Source organism: Ruegeria sp. SATB045, assembly GCF_059613525.1.
Genome location: NZ_JBXWSR010000020.1, coordinates 80,097 through 104,229 on the forward strand (window position 1 = coordinate 80,097; position 24,133 = coordinate 104,229).

The 24,133-nt window shown below is 58.0% G+C and carries 20 protein-coding genes; 7 read left to right on the forward strand and 13 right to left on the reverse strand.

Translation table 11 applies throughout. From position 1 onward, the window contains the following. Positions 1–63: 63 nt before the first annotated feature. The 7 genes from AC2FNR_RS07925 to AC2FNR_RS07955 form a co-directional block, all read right to left on the reverse strand. A complete protein-coding gene (locus AC2FNR_RS07925; RefSeq protein WP_480866267.1) occupies positions 64–438 on the reverse strand; it encodes a DUF2237 family protein in 375 nt (124 codons plus the stop codon). Between the two features lie 9 nt (positions 439–447). Next, positions 448–1,611: a serine hydrolase domain-containing protein gene (locus AC2FNR_RS07930; protein ID WP_496848625.1), complete on the reverse strand. Its 1,164-nt coding sequence runs from the start codon at positions 1,609–1,611 to the stop codon at positions 448–450. Between the two features lie 82 nt (positions 1,612–1,693). Continuing rightward, positions 1,694–2,371: an aminoacyl-tRNA hydrolase gene (pth, locus tag AC2FNR_RS07935; RefSeq protein WP_480866263.1), complete on the reverse strand. Its 678-nt coding sequence runs from the start codon at positions 2,369–2,371 to the stop codon at positions 1,694–1,696. A 129-nt stretch (positions 2,372–2,500) separates the two neighbouring features. After that, positions 2,501–3,148 (reverse strand): 50S ribosomal protein L25/general stress protein Ctc, encoded by a 648-nt coding sequence (locus AC2FNR_RS07940; protein WP_170354868.1) that lies wholly within the window; start codon positions 3,146–3,148, stop codon positions 2,501–2,503. 249 nt (positions 3,149–3,397) lie between these two features. After that, positions 3,398–4,564, reverse strand: a complete 1,167-nt coding sequence (locus tag AC2FNR_RS07945) for an alpha-hydroxy acid oxidase (RefSeq protein ID WP_170354869.1) — start codon at positions 4,562–4,564, stop codon at positions 3,398–3,400. A 160-nt stretch (positions 4,565–4,724) separates the two neighbouring features. Next, positions 4,725–5,516 carry a tryptophan synthase subunit alpha gene (gene trpA / locus AC2FNR_RS07950; RefSeq protein ID WP_496848628.1) on the reverse strand — a complete coding sequence of 264 codons (792 nt, stop codon included), beginning with the start codon at positions 5,514–5,516 and terminating at the stop codon, positions 4,725–4,727. A 78-nt stretch (positions 5,517–5,594) separates the two neighbouring features. Further along, the gene (locus tag AC2FNR_RS07955) at positions 5,595–6,080 is read right to left on the reverse strand and encodes an acyloxyacyl hydrolase (protein WP_480866261.1); all 486 of its coding nucleotides are present in this window, start codon (positions 6,078–6,080) and stop codon (positions 5,595–5,597) included. A 193-nt stretch (positions 6,081–6,273) separates the two neighbouring features. On the opposite strand from AC2FNR_RS07955, the gene ychF reads away from it, so the two are divergent. After that, the gene (ychF, locus tag AC2FNR_RS07960; protein WP_170354871.1) at positions 6,274–7,371 is read left to right on the forward strand and encodes a redox-regulated ATPase YchF; all 1,098 of its coding nucleotides are present in this window, start codon (positions 6,274–6,276) and stop codon (positions 7,369–7,371) included. A 22-nt stretch (positions 7,372–7,393) separates the two neighbouring features. Here ychF and AC2FNR_RS07965 read toward each other — a convergent pair whose 3' ends face one another. Then, positions 7,394–7,750 carry a YybH family protein gene (locus AC2FNR_RS07965; RefSeq protein WP_496848629.1) on the reverse strand — a complete coding sequence of 119 codons (357 nt, stop codon included), beginning with the start codon at positions 7,748–7,750 and terminating at the stop codon, positions 7,394–7,396. A gap of 26 nt (positions 7,751–7,776) precedes the next feature. Continuing rightward, complete coding sequence (locus tag AC2FNR_RS07970) at positions 7,777–8,241, reverse strand: MaoC family dehydratase (protein WP_496848631.1); 465 nt, start codon at positions 8,239–8,241, stop codon at positions 7,777–7,779. A gap of 144 nt (positions 8,242–8,385) precedes the next feature. Between AC2FNR_RS07970 and AC2FNR_RS07975 the strand changes: the two genes are divergently transcribed. The 5 genes from AC2FNR_RS07975 (at position 8,386) to AC2FNR_RS07995 (ending at position 15,256) form a co-directional block, all read left to right on the forward strand. Further along, positions 8,386–9,267: a LysR family transcriptional regulator gene (locus AC2FNR_RS07975; protein ID WP_496848632.1), complete on the forward strand. Its 882-nt coding sequence runs from the start codon at positions 8,386–8,388 to the stop codon at positions 9,265–9,267. Positions 9,268–9,352: 85 nt separating this feature from the next. Beyond that, the gene (locus tag AC2FNR_RS07980) at positions 9,353–11,056 is read left to right on the forward strand and encodes an NAD(P)H-dependent oxidoreductase subunit E (protein ID WP_496848634.1); all 1,704 of its coding nucleotides are present in this window, start codon (positions 9,353–9,355) and stop codon (positions 11,054–11,056) included. A gap of 14 nt (positions 11,057–11,070) precedes the next feature. Next, positions 11,071–13,854, forward strand: coding sequence for a formate dehydrogenase subunit alpha (fdhF, locus tag AC2FNR_RS07985; protein ID WP_496848635.1), 2,784 nt, complete (start codon positions 11,071–11,073; stop codon positions 13,852–13,854). Between the two features lie 111 nt (positions 13,855–13,965). After that, entirely contained in the window at positions 13,966–14,754 is a 789-nt protein-coding gene (locus AC2FNR_RS07990) for a cyclase family protein (protein WP_496848637.1), read from the forward strand. After that, positions 14,747–15,256, forward strand: coding sequence for a thioesterase family protein (locus AC2FNR_RS07995; RefSeq protein WP_496848639.1), 510 nt, complete (start codon positions 14,747–14,749; stop codon positions 15,254–15,256). The genes AC2FNR_RS07990 and AC2FNR_RS07995 overlap by 8 nt, the downstream gene beginning before the upstream one ends. Here the strand turns inward: AC2FNR_RS07995 and AC2FNR_RS08000 are convergent. The 3 genes from AC2FNR_RS08000 to AC2FNR_RS08010 all read right to left on the reverse strand — a co-directional run bounded on the left by AC2FNR_RS08000 (position 15,250) and on the right by AC2FNR_RS08010 (position 22,517). Next, positions 15,250–19,332: a translocation/assembly module TamB domain-containing protein gene (locus AC2FNR_RS08000; RefSeq protein WP_496848640.1), complete on the reverse strand. Its 4,083-nt coding sequence runs from the start codon at positions 19,330–19,332 to the stop codon at positions 15,250–15,252. The two genes, AC2FNR_RS07995 and AC2FNR_RS08000, sit on opposite strands and share 7 nt — an antisense overlap. Then, positions 19,329–21,134, reverse strand: a complete 1,806-nt coding sequence (locus AC2FNR_RS08005; protein ID WP_353390668.1) for an autotransporter assembly complex protein TamA — start codon at positions 21,132–21,134, stop codon at positions 19,329–19,331. Before AC2FNR_RS08005 ends, AC2FNR_RS08000 begins: the two co-directional genes overlap by 4 nt. Before the next feature lie 159 nt (positions 21,135–21,293). Beyond that, the gene (locus AC2FNR_RS08010; RefSeq protein ID WP_496848641.1) at positions 21,294–22,517 is read right to left on the reverse strand and encodes a urate hydroxylase PuuD; all 1,224 of its coding nucleotides are present in this window, start codon (positions 22,515–22,517) and stop codon (positions 21,294–21,296) included. Positions 22,518–22,613: 96 nt separating this feature from the next. On the opposite strand from AC2FNR_RS08010, the gene AC2FNR_RS08015 reads away from it, so the two are divergent. Continuing rightward, entirely contained in the window at positions 22,614–23,534 is a 921-nt protein-coding gene (locus AC2FNR_RS08015; RefSeq protein WP_496848642.1) for a LysR family transcriptional regulator, read from the forward strand. Between the two features lie 200 nt (positions 23,535–23,734). Here the strand turns inward: AC2FNR_RS08015 and uraH are convergent, their stop codons facing one another. Next, on the reverse strand, positions 23,735–24,091 hold the full coding sequence (gene uraH, locus AC2FNR_RS08020) for a hydroxyisourate hydrolase (protein WP_170354881.1): 357 nt from the start codon (positions 24,089–24,091) through the stop codon (positions 23,735–23,737). Positions 24,092–24,133: the final 42 nt, after the last annotated feature.

Sequence of the window (24,133 nt, forward strand, 5' to 3'; positions counted from 1 at the left end):
CCGATTGCGAAAACCACAAAAGGCGCGCCTGCTTGAGCGCGCCTTTTTTGTCCGCCCACCTGCTTAATCTGCGTTGGAATGCTCTGTCAGAATCGCCAGAGAGACGATGTCCAAAGCGCGCTGATGGGTTGCTTCAAGGTGCACTTTGGGTGCACACCCTTCGTCATGGGCCTGTAGAAAACGGCTGGCGCAAAGGCACCAACTGTCTCCGGGGTTGAGGCCGGGAAAGTTGAACTCGGGGCGCGGTGTGCTGAGGTCGTTGCCGACATACTTGGAAAAGGCCAGAAACTCGGCCGTCATCACGGCGCAGACCGTATGGCTGCCCTGATCTTCGGGGCACGTATTGCAGGCCCCGTCACGAAAGAACCCGGTCAGAGGGTCTTGGGAGCAGGGGGCCAGAACGCCCCCCAGCACGTTGATGCTGTCCTGTTTTTGCATGGCGACACCCTACAGGCTTTGCGCAATACTGCGAAACATTTCGACATTGGCTTCGTTTACGCCATCGTCGCGGAACTTGCGATCCGCTCCGGTCGTCACGATCAAAACGCCGCGGGGTTGGTCGAAATAGATATACTGACCGTAAACGCCCCGTGCGAGAAACTCGCCCTCATGCGCACCTACCGGAATCCACCATTGGTAGCCATAACCGATCTTCCCGGCCTCGGTCGGAGCGCTGGGCAGGACGGATTCGGCGACCCAATCCGCAGGTACGAGTTGCTGATCGTTGTGCTGCCCATTCTGCAGGATCATTTGACCGAACCGGGCAAAATCCCGAGTTGTGAAGTTCAAGCCACCTAGAACAAAGGCAACCCCGGCACCGTCAGTCACGTAATAGCCGTCGTATTCCAGACCCAGCGGCTGAATGATCTTTTCGGTCAGCAAGTCAGTGACGCTGCGCCCGGTTGCGCCTCGGATCACCATTCCAATCACATGGGTGTCGATCGAGACATACTGCCAGGTCTCACCCGGTTTTGTGAAATTGTCTTGCAGCGAGGCTGCAAAATCGTCCAGCTTTCCACCCAACGCCACGACACGCCCCATACGGTTGATGTCTGACTTGGGGTCAAAATAATCCTCGTTGAATGTGACGCCGCTGGCCATATTCAGCACATTGCGCAGGGTCGCGCCGTCATAGGCCGTACCCTTCAGTTGCGGGGCGTATTGAACCACCTGATCATCCAATGAGGTGATCGCGCTTTCCTCCAGTAGGATACCGAACAGAGCCGAAAGGTAGCTTTTGGCGACCGACCAGGAAATCCGGCGGTCTTCCGGCGTGGTGCCCAGGTAATACTCCTCGAACCGGATCTGACCATCCTGCATCACCAGAAGAGACGTCACAGCCCGGTCTTCGATCCACTGATCGGTGCCTTCGGGTAGATCAAAGCCAGTGCCATAGGGCAGGTCCCAGGTGGGGCCGTCACCGCGCGGCAGGTCGACCGTCAGGAACGCCTGATCCATATGCGAGAAGTTATGGACAATCTTGTCTTCGCTGAATAGCGAATTCACTGCCATAAGTCGCTGAATTTCTTCGCGTTTCCAGAAGCCAACAACCACGGCGGCCAGTACCAGCATCAATGTGATGCGCAGCACCCACTTCAACAGCGTTCTCATATGTCTCCTCCCATATGCGTGCTGTATTGGACCGCGCCCCGATGCGATCTGCAATCAGGACGTTACGGCAAGACCTATGAGTCTATTTGAACTTATCCAGCAGTTTTTGCATGGCCGATCGTTCATCGACCTCGGGCTCAGGCGCGGGCTTTGGTGCCGATTGGGACGGTTGAGGCGTTTTTGACGATCTCGGTGGCGCAGTCCGTAGGGCAACCGCATTCATGAACTTGCCGCTTTCGTTATCGGCAAGATGCGCGGCCCCATCTGATACGCCGCGCAGCACGTCCTCCAGCCAGTCCGAGTCAGCCTTGGCAAAGTCGCCCAGAACGTAAGGAGAGACCATCTCTTTGCGCCCCGGATGCCCGATCCCTAGTCGCACACGATCATAGGCGGGGCTGATATGTTCGTGGATGGATCGCAGCCCATTGTGACCGGCGTGACCACCGCCCGCCTTGACCCGAACCTTACCGGGAGCGAGGTCAAGCTCATCATGAAAGACGGTCACATCAGTCGAGTCTAATTTGTAGAACCGCATCGCTTCGCCAACAGATTGACCCGAGCGGTTCATGAAAGTCTGCGGCTTGATCAACAGCACTTTTTCGCGACCCAGCCGCCCTTCGGCGATCTCGGCCTGAAACTTGGACTTCCAAGGGCCAAAGCTGTGATCTTGGGAGATCCTGTCTACAGCCATAAAGCCAATATTGTGGCGGTTGCGGGCATATTTCGCCCCCGGATTCCCCAAACCGACGAACAGCTTCATGATCTCGTCCCCGTTGCTTTGCACAAGGTTGATGGCACGGATCGCGACCGGTTTTCCACCCCAACCCTGCAAAAGAAAACGGGGCCCATCCGGACCCCGTTTCCAATCCAGTCACTCAAGCGTCTGGACTTATTCTTCTTCCTGACCGACGACTTCAACCTCGTCTGCGGCCACTTCTTCACCTTCTTCGTCGTCGCTGGTCGACAGACCGGTCGGTGCCGAGATGTTCGCGATCACGAAGTCACGGTCGATGGTGGGCTTGGTGCCTGCAGGTAGATCCACGGCCGAGATGGTGACAACATCGTTGATGTTCAGACCGGTCAGATCAATTGTGATCTTCTCGGGGATGTCACCGGCGGTGCAGACCAGCTCAACCTCAGGACGCACAACAGTCAGAACGCCACCCTTCTTGATGCCGGGGGCTGCTTCTTCGTTGACGAACTCAACGGGGATGAACAGCGCAATCTTGGTGGTCCGACGCAGGCGCATCAGGTCCAGGTGGGTCGGCAGGTCTTTGACAACGTCACGCTGAACGTCGCGGCAGATGACGCGGACGTCTTCGTGGCCTTCAACCTTCAGGTTCCACAGAGTGGACTTGAACCGGCCTGCTTTCAGACGCTTGAACAGTTCGTTGAACGGGATCTTGATTGCCAGTGGGTCTTTGTCGCCACCGAATACAACGCCCGGAACCATGCCTTCGCGGCGGGTCTGACGAGCGGCGCCCTTGCCTGTCCCCGTCCGTTCCAGAGCTACGAGATCAGGAATCTCTCCAGCCATGATAATTCTCCAAATGTTAGGGCGGGCATCCTCCAAGGCTGTATGCCCGCGTGAAGCCGCGTCCTTAGCTTGATTCATCTGTTTTGGAAAGGGGTTTTTACAGGTTCAACCATTTGCGAGGCTCTGCCTCGCGCTCCGAGGTATTTTCAGCCAGATGAAGTGCGGATCCCTTGCTTGATCTGGCCACAAATATCTCGGGGGAGTCGCCCGGAACGGGCGGCGCGGGGGCAGAGCCCCCTGACGCCCTGATCACTTGCGCCAACGCCCGCCGAAATCTTCGGGCACCAATAGATTGTGCCGGCCCAGGTCGGTGACTTTTCTTTCACCACACAGTGCCATGGTTGTGTCGAATTCCTTTTGGATGACGTCCAGCGCGGTGGTCACACCTTTTTGTCCCATCGCCCCCAGACCATAGACAAACGCTCGGCCGATATAGGTGCCTTGCGCACCCAGGGCCACTGCTTTCAAAACGTCCTGACCGGACCGGATGCCGCTGTCCAGATGGACCTCAATATCGCCTCCGACCGCGTCCATGATCTCGGGCAGAACACGGATCGAGCTGAGAGCACCGTCCAGTTGCCGTCCACCGTGATTGGATACCACGATGGCATCAGCCCCAAGTTTGGCCGCCATCCGGGCGTCGTCTGCATCCAGGATACCCTTGAGGATGACCTTGCCGCCCCATTGTTCCATCAGCTTTTCGACTTTTTTCCAGTCGAGGCTGGGGTCGAATTGTTCGGCCGTCCACGCGCCCAGCGACGACGCGTCCGAGATACCGTCCACATGGCCAACGATATTGCCGAATTCCCGCCGTTTGGCGCGCAGCATTTCGATCCCCCAGGACCATTTGGTCATCAGGTTCGCGATGGTTTTGGGGGTCAGCTTTGGCGGCGCGGACAGGCCGTTTTTCAGGTCCTTGTGGCGCTGCCCCAGAATCTGCAGGTCCAGCGTGATGACCAAAGCGGAACACTTGGCGTCTTTGGCCCGTTGGATCAGTCGGCTGACGTAATCCTGATCCTTCATGGTGTAAAGCTGGAACCAGAATGGTGCCGAAGTGTGTTCTGCCACATCTTCGATCGAGTTGATGGACATGGTGGACAGAGTGAAAGGCACTCCGAAATCTTCGGCGGCTTTGGCGGCCTTCATCTCTCCGTCTGCGTGTTGCATACCGGTCAGGCCAACCGGAGCCAGCGCGACGGGCATTGTCACATCCTGCCCGATCATTTTGGACGCAGTTGACCGCCCAGACATGTCAACAGCCACCCGTTGGCGTAGCCGAATATCTTCGAAATCCGAGCTGTTGTCGCGAAAGGTCTGTTCGGTCCAGCTTCCGCTTTCTGCGTAGTCATAGAACATGCGCGGGACACGCCGTTCATAGATGCGTTTGAGATCTTCAATATTCGTGATGACGGGCATGAGGTCAGCTTTCGAAGGATTGGTATAAATTGTTTACCAATACCTGACCCGCGTCGCAACGCTGCATTTGGTGTTGGTAGGTGACTGGATTGTTCAAAGAAAAACCGCAGCGGCATAGGCCAACTGCGGTTTCAAAGCGATTAAGTGGTCGCAAGCCGTCTCAGGCGGAATGTGCCCCATCTGAGAGCGTCTTGACGAAGTCGAGTACCTCGGCGACGGGCTGGCCCTTTGCGATCTGACTGACGATAGCCGAGCCGACCACTGCGCCGTCTGCCACGCTGGCGATGGCCTTCGATTTTTCGGGTGTATTGATCCCAAACCCAACGATGACCGGCAGGTCGGTGGCGGCCTTAATGCGGGCGACTTCGGGGCCGACATTAGTGGCTTGCGCCTCGGCCGCGCCGGTAATTCCGGTAATCGATACGTAATAGACAAAGCCCGAGGTGTTCTGTAGCACACGGGGCAGACGTTTGTCATCGGTCGTCGGGGTGGCCAATCGGATGAAGTTTAATCCGGCGGCTTGCGCGGGCAGGCACAGCTCGTCATCTTCTTCTGGCGGAAGGTCGACAACGATCAAGCCATCGATGCCTGCGGACTTTGCGTCCTTCAGGAAGCTGTCGACGCCGCGGCTGTAAATCGGATTGTAGTATCCCATCAGAACGATCGGTGTCGTGTCGTCGGTTTCGCGAAAGCTGCGGGCCAAATCCAGCGTGCGCTGCAAGGTCATACCGCCATCCAACGCGCGTTGGCCGGCGGCCTGAATGGTTGGCCCGTCGGCCATGGGGTCGGTAAAGGGCAAACCAAGCTCGATCACGTCGACGCCCGCTGCCGGAAGGCCCTTAACGATCTCAAGCGAGGTGTTGAAATCTGGATCTCCGGCCATGATGTAGGCAACGAATGCCTTTTTACCTTCGGCCTTGAGGGCGGCGAATTTGGCGTCGATACGGGTCATCTGCGATCCTTGCATTCAGGTTTGATCCTGATGTGCAGAAACTTTGGCCGGAAATCAATCCCGACTGACCAGATTGACCTAGAACCCCAGGTGATAGCGTAAGAGCAGCGCATTCACGCCGGGGTTAAAGCTTTCGGTACTGGCGTTCGATTTGTGAGTGACTGCCAGCGAAATGGCGTTGCCGCTGTCCAAGGTATAGCCAAGACCCAAGAGGCTGCGAATCTGAAAGCCACCACCCAAGTCATTGTCGCCATTAGAGGCGTTAAAATAGCCTGGCATCACACTCAACTCAGCGAACCAGCGATCCGAAAAGGAATAGATGCCCACCAAACCTGCGCCGATATGCGTGTCTCCGTCGGTGTCGACGGTCAGCGCCGCACCCAGACCAGCGCTGAAGCGCGTTGCTTCGTGAAACGGACGGTGCTGGTATTCCAGTGAAAACACGCCCTGATCGTCGCCGTTGCCGTTAGAAAAATCCGCAAAACCCGCGCCAAAGATGACAGATTGGGCCTGTGCCGAGGTTGCAGCCACGAGCAAGGCGACAGAAGTAAGTAACGCTTTCATTGGGTTCTTCGTCAATTAATTGTGTGTGAATTCCTACTTGGGGACCATGACCCGCGCGGTTCAACTCACGCAAGTACAAATACCGTAACGGTTTAGTGAAGCTGCGGTGGCCATCTGCCGGTTGCACCGGTTGGGTTGCGCATTTTCCACAACCTGCCTAGAAGACGCCGTCACATCGCTTCAGGAGGCCGCAATGGGCTTTAAAATGGGAATCGTGGGTCTGCCGAATGTAGGCAAGTCGACTCTGTTCAACGCGCTGACCAAGACTGCCGCGGCACAAGCGGCGAATTTCCCGTTCTGCACCATCGAGCCGAATGTGGGCGACGTGGCCGTGCCGGACGAGCGTTTGGACAAGCTGGCGGCAATTGCGTCCTCGAAGCAAATCATCCCGACGCGCATGACCTTCGTGGACATCGCCGGTCTGGTGAAGGGGGCGTCAAAGGGCGAGGGGCTGGGCAATCAGTTTCTGGCCAATATCCGTGAAACCGACGCGATTGCCCATGTTCTGCGCTGTTTCGAAGACGGTGATGTGACCCATGTGGATGGCCGCGTTGACCCGGTGGCTGATGCTGACACGATCGAGACCGAACTGATGCTGGCCGATCTGGAAAGCATCGAAAAGCGCCGCGCCAATCTGGTGCGCAAGCTGAAGGGCAACGACAAAGAGGCGCAGCAACAAGACCGCCTGCTGGCCGAAGCGCAAGCTATGCTGGAAAGCGGTAAACCCGCGCGGCTGGTTGAGGTTACGGCCGAGGACGCCAAGGCGTGGAAGATGCTGCAACTGCTGACCACCAAACCGGTTCTGTATGTCTGCAACGTGTCCGAAGAAGAAGCCGCCGAGGGCAATGAATATTCCGCCAAGGTCGCTGAAATGGCTGCCGCGCAGGGCAATTCTCACGTCATCATCAGCGCCAAGATCGAAGAAGAGATTAGCCTGCTGGAAGCGGACGAAGCCGAAATGTTCTTGAGCGAGATGGGCCTGGAAGAACCCGGCCTCGACCGTCTAATCCGCGCGGGCTACGACCTGTTGAAACTGGAAACCTATTTCACCGTCGGCCCGAAAGAAGCCCGCGCCTGGACCATACGCACCGGCACCGCGGCACCGCAGGCGGCTGGCGTGATCCATGGTGATTTCGAAAAGGGCTTCATTCGGGCCGAGACCATCGCCTATGACGACTACATCGCCGCCAATGGTGAGCAGGGCGCGAAAGAGGCGGGTAAAATGCGGGCTGAGGGCAAGGGTTACATCGTCAAGGATGGCGATGTGATGCACTTCTTGTTTAACAACTGAGCCCGTCTGGCAAACGTCTGTATCAGAGCTTTTCGTTCAGGCTGCAATGGCTGATCAGCCACCCGCCGTCAGGTTGCCGGTGCAAAACGTTAAGGGATGTCCCGTGACCGGTCGTCCCTTCACTAAAGTGGACAAGGCACCAGCCGATTTGACCGTCGATGCCGGCCTGAACAACCGTAACGATTTTGTCCTCGCCACCTTCCTCAACCCATTCAGCATGGGTCGCTTCGATAGCCTTTCGACCGTTGGTTGCAGGACCGTAGGGCGAAAATAGTTGTGCGTCATCGGTGAAGAATGACGCGCAACCTGCCGAGTCTCTGCTCCGGTAACACGCGGTATAGCCATCGAACAGTTTCTGAAATTTCAGGATCGCTGTCATCTTGTGCCTGTTGCTTTTCTTTGGGGTCAGACTGAAACAACGGGATTTCGCCGAGCCATGACGTGGTCGATGATCAGGCTGAGTACTTCCGTGTCGTCTTGGTTGAACGTACGATAGCGAAATCGAACCGTACCCCGGTCGCTTTTCGAGCGTGATGGCGTGATTGCTTCAACCGTGACACGTGCGCGGATTGTGTCGCCGGCAAAGACCGGTGCAAGCCATCGAACCTCGTCCATGCCATGGCCGCCAAGATTTGTGCCGTTTAGCATGCCAGTGTCACGGAACAGTCTGAAAGTAAGCGCAATCGTTTGAAACCCGCTTGCGATAAGGCCGCCGAAGATCGACTCTGTCGCAGCCACCTTGTCGATGTGAAAGGGTTGCGGATCATGTACCAGCGCAAAGTCGACAACCCCGCCCTCAGTCAGTGTGACACCTCCGGTCTCAAAGGTGTCTCCTACTTTCAGATCGTCAAGAAACTTGCCACTGGCCATTACAAAACCCGTAGTTGATCTGAATTTCACAATATCGATGCCGGGTCCAAAAAGAAACTATGTACAGGTCTTAGGCGAAGCGCATATCTGAGCTGAGTAATAAACTTTGATCTTTCGTCAAACCATCAGTTGAAACAATTCCAGATGATCGAAATCCGCGACCTCCAACTCCTTAGCGCCCTTGCGCGGCACCAGCATTTTGCCAAAGCGGCCGAGGAATGCGGGATTTCGCAGCCCGCCTTTTCCATGCGCATCCGCAACCTTGAGGACAGGCTTGGCGTCTCGATCGTCCGCCGTGCCAACCGGTTTCAGGGCCTCACCGAAGAAGGCGAGATGATCGTCCAGCGGGCGCGGCGTATTCTGGATGAGACCAAGGCGTTGGAACAGCAGGTGCAGGCGTCCAAGGGTGAGATCACGGGGACGCTGATCCTGGGCGTGATCCCCACCGCAATTGCCTTTACCGGACGTCTGATCAAACGGTTGCAGCAGGCCCACCCGCGCATCCTGTCGCGGATCGAAACCATGTCGGCCACCGCCATTCAGCACCGGTTGGATGAGGGCAGTCTGGATGCGGGCATCACCTATGGTGACAGCATCGGCACCGATCTGCGGCAGGTTCAGCCCTTGTACGAAGAAACCTATGTGCTGCTGGTTCCTGCGCATATGACTGATGAAACCGGGCCGATCCCGTGGGCGCAGGTGGCTGAGTTTCCGATCAGCCTGCTTGAGCCGCAGATGCAGAACCGGCGTATTCTGGACCGGATTTTCGCTGAACAGGGCCTGCACCCGCATGTGGTGGCCGAAACCAGCGGCTTCACCGCTTCGATGGTCATGGCGCGCGAGGGGTTGGCGGCCACGGTTGTTCCCCGCGTGCTGGTACGGGCGCTGGGCGAGTTGAAGGGGACGAAAGTGCTGGCTCTGGTCGATCCGGTCGTCAGCAAGCCGATTTGCCTCGCCACGCTCAGCCGTGATCCGGAATTGCCAACGGTTGAGGCGCTACGGGCGGTTGTCGCCTCCTTACGGTGATAAGGAGTCGTTATCGTGCGATTGAAATATGCGATTTGACGATATGCTAGTCTGATGAGACACGGGGCCTTAATCGGAGGGCATCATGGCACCATTAGACACCAAGCCATCAGGCGCACCCAAGGGCGTCTGGAAGTCAGGTAAAGGCAAAGGGCGGCACACGCCCAAAGGCCGTCAGTTCACGGATGAGGCGCAGGCTAAAATCGCACGCCTGCTGGGCGACCGCCCGCGCCGCCGCGATCTGCTGATCGAATTCCTGCATTTGATTCAAGACGAACACGGCCATATCAGCGCCGACCACATCGCCGCTCTGGCGGTTGAGATGCGCATCGGTCAGGCCGAGATCTATGAGACCGCCACCTTTTATGCCCATTTCGATGTGGTGAAAGAGGATGAGACGCCTCCGCCCGCGCTGACCATCCGTGTCTGTGATTCCCTGTCCTGCGAAATGGCCGGTGCCCAGCAGCTGCAAAAGGCGCTGGAGGACGGTCTGGATGCGTCGGAGGTTCGCGTCGTGCGTGCGCCCTGCATGGGCCGCTGCGATACTGCGCCGGTGCTTGAGATCGGTCACAACCATATCGATCATGCGACCCCCGAAAAGGTGCAGGCTGCGATTGTGGCTGATGACACCCACGCGCATCTGCCCGACTACGAAGCCTTTGCTGCTTATGAGGCGGACGGCGGCTATGCCAAGCTGAAAGAGCTGCGCGACGGTGGCGATTGGGAACAAGTTCAGGAAGACATCCTGTCCTCGGGCCTGCGTGGTCTGGGCGGTGCGGGCTTCCCGTCGGGCAAAAAATGGGGCTTTGTTCGTATGAACGAAGGCACCCGCTATCTGGCCGTGAACGGCGACGAGGGCGAACCCGGCACGTTCAAAGACCGCTACTATCTGGAGCGCACGCCGCATGTCTTCCTTGAGGGCATGCTGATCGCCGCATGGGCGGTTGAGGCCGAGACCTGCTTTATCTACATGCGCGACGAATACCCAGCGGTTCTGGAAATTCTGCGCCGTGAGATTGCCGCGCTGGAACGGGCCGGGATCGTCGCGCCTGGCTATATCGACCTGCGCCGGGGGGCCGGTGCCTATATCTGCGGCGAAGAATCCGCGATGATTGAATCGATCGAGGGCAAAAAGGGCCTGCCGCGTCACCGTCCTCCGTTCGTGGCGCAGGTCGGCGTGTTTAACCGCCCGACCTTGGTGCACAATGTCGAGACGCTGTATTGGGTCACTAAGGTGTGTCGCGAGGGGCCGGAATGCCTCAACAGCACCGAAAAGAACGGCCGCAAGGGCCTGCGCAGCTATTCGGTCTCGGGGCGTGTGGCAAAGCCGGGCGTCTATCTACTGCCCGCCGGTTCGACCATTCTGGACGTGATCGAAGCGGCCGGAGGGATGGCCGAAGGTCAGACCTTCAAGGCCTACCAGCCGGGCGGTCCGTCTTCGGGGCTGTTGCCCGCATCTATGGATGATATCCCGCTGGATTTCGACACGCTGCAACCGCATGGCACCTTCATCGGGTCCGCTGCCGTGGTCGTTTTGTCCGATCAGGACACGGCGCGTGATGCGGCGCTGAATATGCTGCGGTTTTTCGAGGATGAAAGCTGCGGCCAGTGTACGCCGTGTCGTGCTGGCTGCGAAAAGGCGGTTAAGCTGATGCAGGCCGACAAGTGGGACACCGATCTGCTGGAAGATCTGTGCCAGGTCATGGGCGATGCCTCGATCTGCGGTCTAGGGCAGGCGGCCCCGAACCCGATCCGCCTGGTCATGAAACACTTCGCTGACGAAATCTGAGGGGAGACAGAGCCATGCTAGACGCAAGCCCAAACAAGACCGTCACCTTCAACCTGAACGGCGAAGATGTCACCGTGCCCGAGGGTTGGACCATCTGGGAAGCCGCCAAAGGCCAAGGGTTCACCATTCCGCACCTGTGCCACAAACCGCAGCCGGGCTACAAACCCGACGGCAACTGCCGCGCCTGTATGGTCGAGGTGGAGGGCGAACGCACACTGGTCGCTTCGTGCATCCGACCCGCAGCGGATGGTATGGTAGTCAAGACAGACAGCGACCGCGCCGAGAAATCGCGCGCCATGGTCATGGAACTGCTGGTCGCTGACCAGCCGGAGGAGGCACATGACGCGTCCAGCCACTTCTGGGACATGGCCAAGCTGAATGATGTCAGCGACAGCCGGTTCCCGGCGAAAGAGGCCGAGAAAATCCCGCTGCTGGATGACAGCCACGTTGCGATGCGCGTCAATCTGGATGCCTGCATCAACTGCAATCTCTGCGTGCGCGCCTGCCGCGACGTGCAGGTGAACGATGTAATTGGCATGGCTGGTCGTGGCCACACAGCGCAGGTGGTTTTCGACCAGAACGACCCGATGGGCGATTCAACTTGTGTCGCCTGTGGTGAATGCGTTCAGGCTTGCCCGACCGGCGCGCTGATGCCTGCGACCGTGCTGGATGACCAGCAGAAGGGTGACAGCAAAGATTACGACTCTGAGACCGAAAGCGTCTGCCCGTTCTGCGGCGTGGGCTGTAAAGTTTCGCTGAAGGTCAAGGACGGCAAGGTCAAGTATGTCGAAGGCATCAACGGTCCGGCTAACGAAGGTCGCCTGTGCGTCAAAGGCCGGTTCGGCTTTGACTACATCCACCACCCGCACCGTTTGACCAAGCCGCTGATCCGGCGCGAGGACGCACCTGCCAAGGGCTTGAACGTCGATCCTTCGAACTTGTCGACCCATTTCCGCGAAGCGACCTGGGAAGAGGCGATGGATCTGGCCGCGACCAAGCTGAAGGAACTGCGCGACGATGATCCGCGCAATGTCGCTGGTTTTGGCTCGGCCAAGTGCACGAATGAAGAAGCCTATCTGTTCCAGAAGTTCATCCGTCAGGGTTTCCGCCACAACAACGTCGACCACTGCACCCGTCTGTGCCACGCGTCGTCGGTGGCCGCGCTGATTGAAAACGTTGGATCGGGTGCGGTTACGGCTGCGTTCAACGACATCAAAGACGCGGATGTGGCGATCATCATCGGGGCCAACCCTATCGAGAACCACCCGGTTGCCGCGACCTATTTCAAGCAGTTTACCAAACGCGGTGGCAAGCTGATCGTAATGGACCCGCGCGGTGTCGGGATGCGTAAGTTCGCCGATGAAATGCTGCAGTTCCGACCGGGAGCGGATGTGTCGATGCTGAACGCGATCATGAACGTGATCGTCGAAGAGGAGCTCTATGACAGCCAATACATCCATCGGTGGACCGAGAACTGGGAGGCTGAAAAAGAACACCTGCGCCAGTTCACGCCCGAAGCGATGGCTCCGATCTGCGGTATTGAACCGGATCAGATCCGCCGGGTGGCCCGTACCTTTGCACAGGCCAAGGCGGGCCTGATCTTCTGGGGCATGGGGGTCAGTCAGCATATCCATGGAACGGATAACTCGCGTTGTCTGATCAGCCTTGCACTGATGACCGGGAATGTTGGTAAACCGGGCGCGGGTCTGCACCCGTTGCGTGGTCAGAACAACGTTCAGGGCGCCTCGGATGCTGGTCTGATCCCGATGTTCCTGCCGGACTACAAAACGGTCACAGACGACAACATCCGGGCGAAGTTCGCCGATGTTTGGGGATCAGAGGATTTCTCGAACGAAAAGGGCCTGACGGTCACTGAAATCATCGACCAGATTTACGCCGGAAACATCAAGGGCATGTATATTCTGGGCGAAAATCCGGCCATGTCTGACCCGGACGTGAACCATGCCCGCGCAGCGCTGGCAAAGCTGGACCTGATGATCGTTCAGGACATCTTCCTGACCGAGACGGCAAACTACGCCGATATCATTCTGCCGGCCTCGGCGCTTTATGAAAAGAACGGCACCGTGTCGAACACCAACCGTCAGGTGCAGCGGGTGCGCCCGGCTGTCGCTCCTCCGGGTGAGGCGCGTGAAGACTGGGCGATCACTGTGGAATTGGCGCAGCGCATCGGTCTCAACTGGGATTACACGGATGTGTCTCAGGTCTTTGCTGAGATGAAGCTGACCATGGAGTCGCTGGACAACATCACGTGGGAACGTCTGGAAAACGAAACGATCACCTACCCGTCCCTGTCCGAAACCGATCCGGGTCAGTCCATCGTGTTCGGCGACGGATTCCCCCGGGCTGATGGCAAAGCCAAATTCACGCCCGCCAGCGTCATCCCGCCGGATGAGGCCCCAGATGCCGATTATCCGATGATCGCCACAACAGGTCGTCAGCTGGAACATTGGCACACCGGGTCGATGACCCGCCGGTCCAACGTTCTGGATGCCGTCGAGCCCGAGGCGAACTGTTCGATGAACCCGCGGACCCTCAAACTGATGGGGATTGAGCCGGGTGAGACGATCCGCCTGACCACCCGGCGCGGCTCGATCGACATTATGGTGCGCGCCGACCGGGCGATTGCCGAGGATATGGTGTTCATTCCGTTTGCCTATGTTGAGGCAGCAGCGAATATCCTGACCAACTCGGCCATCGACCCGTATGGCAAGATCCCCGAGTTCAAGTTCTCGGCCATCAGGGTTGAAAAGATCGAAGACGCCATCGCGGCGGAATAGCCGACCACCACTCATCTTGGAAAGGCGGCCCTTGCGGGTCGCCTTTTTCTTTTCTTGACAGAGATTTATTGACGGCCAAACCTGTCACCGCTTTTGGTGGTGGAGGGTTCCATGGCGCGCCGCTTTGTCGATTTGTCCGTTCCGCTGGAAACCGGGATCATATCCGACCCGCCGATCATGCTGCCTGAAATCGAATACCTGACCCATGATCAGACTGCAGAACAGGTCATGTCTTTCTTTCCCGGCCTGCAGAAGGACGATCTACCGGGCGGTGAGGGCTGGGCCATAGAACGTTTGCAGATCGCGACCCATAACGGCACTCATCTGGATGCGCCGTACCATCATCACTCGACCATGAATCGAGGAGAACGCGCGATCACCATAGACGAGGTGCCGCTGGAATGGTGCATGAATCCCGGTGTGAAACTGGATTTTCGCCATTTTGATGATGGCTATGTGGTGACGGCCGCAGATGTTGAGGCTGAATTGAAACGCATCGGCCATACGTTGCGGCCATTGGACATTGTGGTCGTCAACACGTCCGCAGGCACGCATTATGGGCAACCTGATTATCTGATGAAAGGTTGCGGCATGGGCCGCGCAGCGACGCTGTATCTGACCGAGCGCGGTGTGCGCGTCACCGGCACCGATGCCTGGAGCTGGGATGCCCCTTTTGCCCTGACCGCTCAGGAATACGCCGAGACACAAGATGCCTCAATTATCTGGGAAGGCCACCGTGCTTCGATAGACATTGGGTATTGCCACATGGAAAAACTGACCAATCTGGAAAGCCTGCCGCCGACCGGTTTCGAAATCTCGTGTTTTCCGTTCAAGATCAAAGGCGCTTCGGCGGGATTCACGCGCGCCGTCGCCATATTTGAGGATGATGCAGATGACTGAACCATTGGGCGGCCATGATGGCCCCTATGACGCACCTGTCGAAATTCACGGATTCAAGGTTCTGCCGGAATGGATCGACTATAATGGCCACATGAATGTGGGCTATTACGGAGTGGCATTTGATATGGCGCTGGAACGGTTGATGGTTGATCATCTGGGACTGGGCGAAGTTCAGGTCGGCGCGTTGGGGCAGGGGCCTTACGTCCTGCAATCGCAAATGTCTTTCCTGCGCGAAGTTCTCGAGGGTCAGTCGTTGACCTTTCGCTTTCGTATGTTGGATGCCGATCACAAACGCGGGCACTATTTTGCCCAGATGCTTTCGGCTTCAGGCGAGGTGTGCGCTACACAAGAAGCGCTTTTCATGAATGTCAGCCATACAACAGGTCGATCTGTTGCGTATCCAGTTTGGGCTGCAGCCCGGTTGGCGCGGATGGCGCGTGATCATGCAGAGCTTGAGCCGGCGCCTCAGATCGGTCAACCGATTGCGATCCGGCGTCAGTAATTGCGTTCAAAGAACACACCCAGCCCAGTCTCGCCCCGGCCATCGACAGTGCCCCGGACGGTGAAGTTATCGGTGACGTCAAGGTTCAGGTTCACTTCGGTGTCGCCTTCTGTGTTGACGGTGAAATCGGTGTAGAGGTTGTCGCTCAGGTAAGCGCCCGCGCCCAAGCGTCCCGCTCCGCCTTCCGTCGCGCCTATATCGACCGTGTCTACCCCTGTGCTGTCACGCAGCCCCTTGGTGGCATCACCACCTGCGCCGCTAAGTTGTGCCAGCGACGCCGCCATCTGGGCAATCACAAAGGGCGACAGTTCCGAGAACCGGTTGCCAAACAACAACATGGCCAGAGCCTCTTCGGCGGGGCGTTCCGGGTCAGAGAATACGTCGACTTCGGGTGAATCCAGCGGCCCGGCGATTTCGATCGTAGCAGTACCGTCCGAGGTGCTGGTTGAAGATTCGAACTCGATATACGGTGTGAGGTCGCCTTGCAGCGTTACGATACCCTTGGTCAACGCCAATCGACGCCCCAGAATATCAAAGTGACCGCGGATCAATTCTATCTGCCCTGACGGGATGACGGATGATGTGGTCCCGCCGATAAACAGCCGCCCACCCAGTTCCGCGTTCACGCCGCGACCGCGCACAAAGACCTCTTTCGGGGCCAGCAATGCGATATCCAAAGCAATGCGCGAGTCGCTTTGTGTGGTCTCTTCGTCCTTAACCAGACCGGCGCGTTCCCGTGTCAGCAGTTCTGCAGCACTTTCGCCAACATGCTGGATGTCGGGGATCGCCGCCGCCCCTACCGCGCCAGAGGCGGCTGCTAGGTTGATGTTTGTTTCAACGAAATTGATCTGCCCTGAAACCGAGCTGTTTCCTGCCAACGCTCCGGTCATGGCAATTTGTCCAGCCAGTGTGGTCTCATACAAAAGCTGGTCCGTCAGAACCAGGTTATTCAAAGTCGTTACGATATTCGCGTTGAAGGGCGGGGTCAGGTCAACCGGCCCGGCGACCGAGAACGATCCACCGGCGCGGGTGCCGCCGGAAATGGAAACCGTGGCTCGGCTCTGCGACAGATCGACTGACCCGCTGATGCCAGTGATTGTTTGCGCGGCGCCCGGAATGGCCAGCGATGTGCCAGAGGTGGTGATCGACCCGCTAAGGGCATCAAGCGCTGGCTTGCCCTTAAGAGTAACGTCATACCGGGCAGTTCCGTCGATTTTATTGGGTGAAATGAACAGGTTGGCAATTCCTATGTTCAAACCGCCCACAGCCTTCAGATCCGCTTCACCCGTACTTTCGTCAAACGTACCCGAAACGTCGCTGTTAATCTGCGCGGGGCCTTCGGCGCTGGTGTCGATGGTCCAGATGCCACTTTTGCGTTGCGCAGTTCCCGTGGCAGCGATGGTGCCGGGGAAGTCGGGTGCAAATCGTTCAATGCGATTGAACTTGGCGTCAAATTCCACATCTGCGTCGCCGTCTGTTTCGACTGTCCCTTTCAGATTGGCATAAGAACTGTCAGGCCCGCTTAAATTTGCAGTTCCTTCCAACCCGGTCCGAGTTGGTGCCACGTTGCCTTCCAAAGTCAGGGGGCCAGACAGAGTCCGGGTCACACGGGCGACGTCGTCCAGTGTCACCGAGTAATCCAGCCCTCCGGCCTCGCGCGAGACCTTGCCCGAGGCGTTTGCAGAGATTGCCGTTCCTGTCAGTCGGAACGTGCGAACATCCAGACCCTCGTCGCCGTTTTCAGCGTCTATGGTCAGGGTTGCACGCCCCTCAATCAGTTTGTCGAGCACCTCGATCCCGGCCCGAATGTTGTTGGCGTCCACGTTCCCTTGAACGTCAAAAGCGCGCGTGGCGAGGTCGCCGCTGCCCTGTAGGTTGGCGTTCACCGACCCGGCCAGATCTCGGCCGGCCAGTCCCGAAAAAAGCGACAGGTCAGGCACGGTCAAACGCGCCTGACCCTGGCCCGAGGGTTCTTCGGTCGGGTCATTTATCGTGGCCTGAACCTGCGCGCTCAGGGCTTGGGCGTTGATTTTTGCACTTCGTATATCAATGGCATCTGCGGTCCGTGCACCATCCCACTGGATTGTGGTCTGACCGGTCAACAGGGGATCAATATCCGCCATGCCCGTTCGTATGTTTCGACCGACGACATTGGCGGTGCCGTCAAACTCCAACGTTTGTACTGTCCCCGTGCCGCTGACTTCTGCCCGTACAGAGCCCCCCAGCTCACGCTGCGCCAAGCCCGAGAACACCGACAAGTCCGCCGCATTTACCCGCGCTTGCCCGTCGATGGTCAGATTGCCATCGGGTGTGGTCACATCGCCGCTTGCCTGAGCCTGCGCAGCTTCGCTGTTCAGATCGAAGGCGCGGATGGTAATGCCGTCTGAATCACGTTTGGCATCCAGCGTGATTGTCGTTTCGCCAGTGATGACCGGGTCGATGTCGTCGCGCCCGGTTGACAGGTCGCTGCCCTCGACAGCCAGCTTGCCGTCAAAGCTGCCTTCCAGTGGCGATCCCGACCCATCAATTCTGGCCGAGACCCGCCCCTCAAGGTCCATTTGTGCGAGGTCCGAAAATCGGGCCAAGTCAGACGCTTCGAGCGTAGCTGAACCGTCCACGTTCAAACCACTGTTCAGGCCATCGACCAAAGCATCCAGCGCAAGCGTATAATCCGATCCGACCAGTTCGAACCCCGATAGGTTCAGCGACTGATCACTGCCATAGTCAAACTGGCCGTCCAGCGTGATGCGTTGGCCGATGGCCGAGTTCAAAGCAGGATCAGTCAAATCAACACCGGTGACGCTGGCTTGAAGGTCGCCACTTACTGACAGGGTTTCGGCCTGATCCAGAACTCCTTGCGCCGTAATCCGGGCGTTTTGCAGGTTGGCTTGAGGGGATTTAAAGCCGTTCGCCGTCAGGCTCAGGTCCCAAAGGTTGCCGTTTTTCTGATCGAAAAGTGCGGAAATTTGTGCGGCCTGAAGGGATGTATCCCCGCCAGCCACAGGCAGGATCACAGCCTGACCGTCTGGAGGCGTGATACGTCCCTGCAAAGCCGCAAGTGCCAGTGTTCCACCTTGGGCCAGTTGCAACTCGCCCTTCAAGTCCAACGCTTGCGTGGTCAGTTCCAGGTCCGAGACATCCAGCGCCCCTTCGGGTTTGGTTTGGCCGTTTACGAAAAGTCGTGTCTGGGTGCCAAAGAACGGATCGATATCGGCTGATAGAAATGGGGTCAGATCACCACTGAGGTCGGTGGTAAACGCAATGCCTTCTGATGCTCCTTCGGTGGCCGCGCGCAGGCGAACCTGACCGGTCACGCGTTGCTGGTTGTCGCTGCTCAGGCCGATATCGGCGCTGAAATCCGTCAGCGGGCCGGACCCTTTGGCGGATAATCCGATAGGTGGGCTGTCGGGAATGTTCAGGGCGGTAGAAATCAGACCGCCGGATGCTTCGGTCACATTCAGATCAAGGGTGATCTCGCTGGTGGCGTTCTGGAACCCGGCGGTCAGAGTGATTTCGTCGCCCGCGCGGTCCAGCCGGGTGATATCGAGATTGGTGTCCAACGTTCCGTCGGCCAGGGAAAGATTGCCGGTAACCGACAGGTCTGCGGCCACGCCTATCAACGGCTCGCCCAGGGAAATCTCGTCTATACGAATTTCGCCGATCTCGATGGAAACGGGCAGTTCAGGAAGTTGAAATGGCTGAGTTTCGGCAGAAGGTGCAGGTTCGCCCGGTGCGGTTGTCGCGCCGGGCGCGCGAGCGATGTCGATTTCCTGCGCTGTCAGCGCGTTAACCGAGAATCTGCCTCGGATCAGCGCCAGGCGGTTCCAGTCCAGTTGCGCGTCCTTGATGGTCAACCAGACGCCTTCATCATCCGCGACTGTGATTTCCTCGATGGTGGCGCGCGCGCTCAGGGCGCCTTGCAGACCCTTGACCGTAACGTTCTGATTGTCACCCGACAGCGTATCTTGCAGGAAATTCTCAAGCATACTGCCACCGCTGTCTTCCTGCGCGGCCAGAGGAGGGGCATAGAGGACCAGCGTAGCGGTCAGGACTGTATATGAATATCGCCTTATCAAAATGCCTGTCCGATCCCGATGTAGAACTGCAGTCCATCGCCGGTGTCGCCCTGAACGGGAACGGCGAGGTCAAGACGCAATGGGCCAAAGCCACCCAAATCGTATCTGACGCCTAGACCTGCGCCAGAATGGGACGCCGCGGCGCTGGTGACGAATGAGGACGAATCCACCACGCCGTAATCATAGAACCCGACCAGCGATATCGCATCGTTTATCTTGCCCCTGACTTCTCCGGAGAGGCCAAGGAAGGATTTGCCGCCGGCAATTTCGTCTCCGACCGGAATGCCGAGGCTTTCGAACGGTTGCCCACGTACGGTGCCGGCGCCACCGGAAAAAAACAGGAAGTCTGGGGTAACTGCGTTCAGTGACGGCCCCAGGACTGAACCCGCTTGCACCCGCCCAGCAAGTACAATGCGCCCGCCAGTTCCCAGGCTGGTATAGGTGCGCGCGTCAGCAAAGAACCTGATGCCGGTCTCAGTTTCTGAAATTCCCAGAAAGGGCATGATCTGTGCGTCCAGATAAAACCCTTTCGTCGCACTGACCTTGCTGTCGCGCTGATCCCACTCGGTGCGGGTGGGGACAATAAAGTATCGGAACTTGCGCCCGTCGCCGAACGCGTCATCCGCGTCGGACCATTGAAACCCGGCCGAAGCTTCGGCGTATAGCCGATCCGAGAAAGTACGTCGCGCACCATACGCCAGCGATGTTATAGTAACGTTGTAATTGTCGGTGTTGCGGCGTTCCAGCAGGGCGTTCCAGAACGTGTTGTCATCTGGTCCCAGCCGATCTGGCTGGTCCAGTCGAAGACCGATGCGCCCGTCCAGATCCTCGGCGCCGCCGATATTGCGCAGCGCTGCTTCGAACCGCAGCCGTTCTGCCCGCCGAAACACGTTGCGATGGGTCCAGGTTGCGGTCAGATCGATCCCATCCCGAGAGGCAATCTCGAATCCGAAAGTCAGGCGGCGTTTGGGCAGATCTTCGAAATAGGCGTCGAAATCCAGCGTGCCATCAGGGTTCGGGGTCTCGCGTTCTTCAAGCGCGACAACGTTAAAAGTTCCGGTCCTGCGCAGACGGGTCCCGACCTTTTGGATGTCCTCGGGGGAATAAACCTCGCCCTCTGGGAAGCCCGCGATCTTTTCGATCGACGAGTGTTTCACATCCGTATCGCCCGAGATGATCATTTTCCCGAACGTCAAGCGCGGCCCCGGAGCCAGATCAATCTGAGCGTCCAACTGGGCCTGCGCGTGTCGGGCGATGACTCTTTGACCTTGAATATCGGCTTTGGCATGGCCTGCATTGCGCCAGCCTTGGACCCCTGCGGAACCGGCACGCTGAATCGCCCCGGTGGTGGCCAGTTCGCCGATCGCGAATTCTTCGGGCAGGACGGTCTGTGGGGCCAAAGGCTGTACGATCGCTTCACCAAACCGGAACTTAGGTCCGGTCTGCACAGTGATGGCGGCGCGGTTGATCTGCGTCGGTACGCTCAGGGAACTCAGTTCGGCCGCTTCCTGACCGTCCAGCTTGATGCTGACGACTGGGCTGAAATACCCCTCGTCGTATAGAATCTGAACAATGGTCCGATAATCCGACAACGCGGCCGATAAAATTTCCAGTGGTGTGCCCAGTCCGCGCGACTCGGCGGTGGCAACGGATGAGGTCTCTTCAAGACGCTCGATCAGAGCTTTGGGCGCGCCTGGAGCGGTCAGAGTTGTCTCTAGCGCAATTAGCGAAGTGGGCAGAACCGCAGCCAGCAGGCCAAACAGGCAAGTTCTCACACAAGCGCGCGGTCCGGTCTTCTGCATCAATTGGCCTCAACTGCCCCAAGTTGAAATCAGTTTTCGCCGTCATCGAAGAAGCGGCGCGTCATGACATTCATGTTAGAGCATTCATCGCCGGTCAGGGGGAAAAATAATCGAAACAGACCAGAAATTAGCGGGTTGTGTGATCAGAGAGTCGCTGGATCAGGACCCCACACTGCGGAACCAGCGAATGATGGCTTCGCGATCTTCGGGTTCCATATAAGTGACGTTGGCCGGAGGCATGGCGTGGCTGACACCAGCCTGCAAGTAGATTTGCCTGGCGTTGCGGGCAATGTCGCCTTCGGTTTCAAGCAAAACACCCTTCGGAGCCCATTGGATACCCTCCCAGACCGGTTCGCGCGCGTGGCACATAGAGCATCTTCCCAGAACGACGTCATGTGCCTCCTCAAAACCCTCTGCCGCGGCGAATTTCTGTTCATATCGCGTAAGGGGTTGCGCTTCGGCATCTTCCACAGGTTTGTACATCGGCGCAGTCGACAGCCACATGATCCCGATGAAAAGCAGCGCTGTGGCTAGCCATGTCCACGTCGGGTTTCCGGCGCGTGCGTGGCGCGTGTTGAAATAGTGCCGGATGGTAACGCCTATCAGGAAAACCAACGCCGCAATGATCCAGTTATATTGAGTCGCAAAGGCCAGCGGGTAATGGTTCGACAGCATCAGAAATACAACAGGAAGCGTCAGGTAGTTGTTGTGCGTCGACCGCAGCTTGGCGATCTTGCCGTATTTCGGGTCCGGCGTTCGGCCATTCTTCAGATCATCGACCACGATGCGCTGGTTGGGCATGATGATGAAGAACACATTCGCTGTCATGATCGTTGCGGTGAACGCCCCCAGATGCAGCATCATCGCGCGGCCCGTGAAAATCTGGTTGTATGCCCAGCCCATCGCCACCAGCAGCGCGAACAACAGCACCATCAGCAGGGTGGGACGCTGCCCCAGCTTGGATTTGCATAAAAGGTCATAGATCAGCCAACCCACAGTCAGCGAAGCCGCCGAAATCGCAATGCCTTGCCACAGCGCCAGATCGGCCTTTTGCGCATCAATCAGATACAGCTCTCCGCCGACCCAATAGACGATCATCAGCAGCGCCGCGCCGCTCAGCCAGGTGGCATAGCTTTCCCATTTGAACCAGGTCAGGTGATCGGGCATCCGCTCGGGCGCGACCAGATATTTCTGGATGTGATAGAAGCCGCCGCCATGTACCTGCCACTCCTCACCATCTGCCGGGCCTGAAATGTCGCGGTTCAGGCCAAGGTCCAGTGCGATGAAGTAAAAAGACGATCCGATCCAGGCAATGGCGGTGATCACGTGCAACCAGCGCACGGCGAATGCCATCCAATCCCAGAACACGGCAAATTCGAACATGTGGGGTCTCTCCGATTGGTTAGGGCCACACTAGGCAAACCGCTTTTTATTCGGTATTCCCGTATATTGCCAAACTGTATCAAAAAAAACGATAAGATGTCCTATCTCGACAATATCCGAACCTTCGTCCGCGTCTATGATTTAGGCAGTATGTCTGCAGCTGGTCGGGATTTGCGTATTTCCCCAGCGGTGACTTCGGCGCGGATATCGCAACTTGAAGATCACCTAGGCGTGCGCCTGTTCCAGCGCACCACACGCAACCTTTCCCCAACCGAGCAGGGCCGGGCGTTCTATCCAGGCGCAGTGGCCGTTCTTGACGCAGTGGATGAAGCCGAGGCGCAGGTGGTGCATCTGACCGAAGCACCGCGCGGGTCGCTTTTCGTTGCTGCTCCGTTAGGGGTGGGGCGGCGATTGTTGGCCCCGCATGTGCCTGATTTCCTGTCAGAATACCCCGAGATTGACGTTCGGCTGCGTTTAACGGATCGATCGGTTGACCTGACGACTGAAGGCTTGGATCTGGCGTTCTTTATTGGTCAGCCCGAAGACAGCACATTGCGTATCCGCAAGATCGCAGACTGCCCGCGTGTTCTGTGCGCCGCGCCGGAATATGTCTCTCGACGGGGGATGCCGCGCACCGGTGCTGATCTTGTTTCGGACAAACATGAATGCCTGAACCTGCGGTTTCCGGGCGCGACCGAGTTCCAGTGGCTGCTGGAAACGCAAGACGGTCCTCGGCGGTTTGCGGTTTCCGGACGGTTCGAATGCGACGATGGCGACGTTCTGACGGATTGGGCCTTGTCTGGGCAGGGTATTGCAATGAAACCGGTGTTCGAAGTCGCCGAACACCTGAAAACAGGTCAACTTGTTCCAGTTGCTGTCGAGACGCCCCCGGTCGCGGTGCAAATGGCCTGCCTTTACACGCATAGGCGCCATCAGGACCCGAAGGCACGTCTGTTTATGGATTTTATGATCGCGAGAATTGGTAAGATCGTCAACGCGTTGGGCGAAGGGGGTTGATAGGGGCTCCCGCCACTGTTCGCGCCCTTCGGGCGCTGCACAGCGTTGGGCCCGGCGCTGCGGCATGGCCGCAGCGTGGGAACGCCCTTGAGTTGCGGAACGCCTAGATCAGGAGAAACCGCGCCGTACCTGAAAGGTGCGGCGCCCGGCCCAACGGGAGGAACCCGGCAGGGTGATCGACGGGTGGGAGGGGATCTGTGTTAACTGCCGCGATAGGTCGAATAGCCAAAAGGTGAAAGCAGCAGCGGTACGTGATAGTGCGCATCAGGATCTGACATGCCGAAACGTATTGGGATCTTGTCCAGAAACAGCGGATCTTCTGCCGATTGCCCCGTTGTCCGCAGATAATCGCCAGCGTCAAACACCAATTCGTATGTACCGATCGCAAAGGCGTCCTTTGGCAAAATGGGACTATCCGTTCGGCCGTCAGCGTTTGTTGTCATCTGGGCGAGGATATGGCGCGCCTCACCCGCTACGCTGTAGAGCGTGATGTTCAACCCTTGGGCCGGACAGCCGCGCGCGGTGTCCAGAACGTGCGTTGTCAGATAGCCTGCCACGGCATTCTCCTGTGATCTGCAATTTGCTTTGCCACAGTCTGG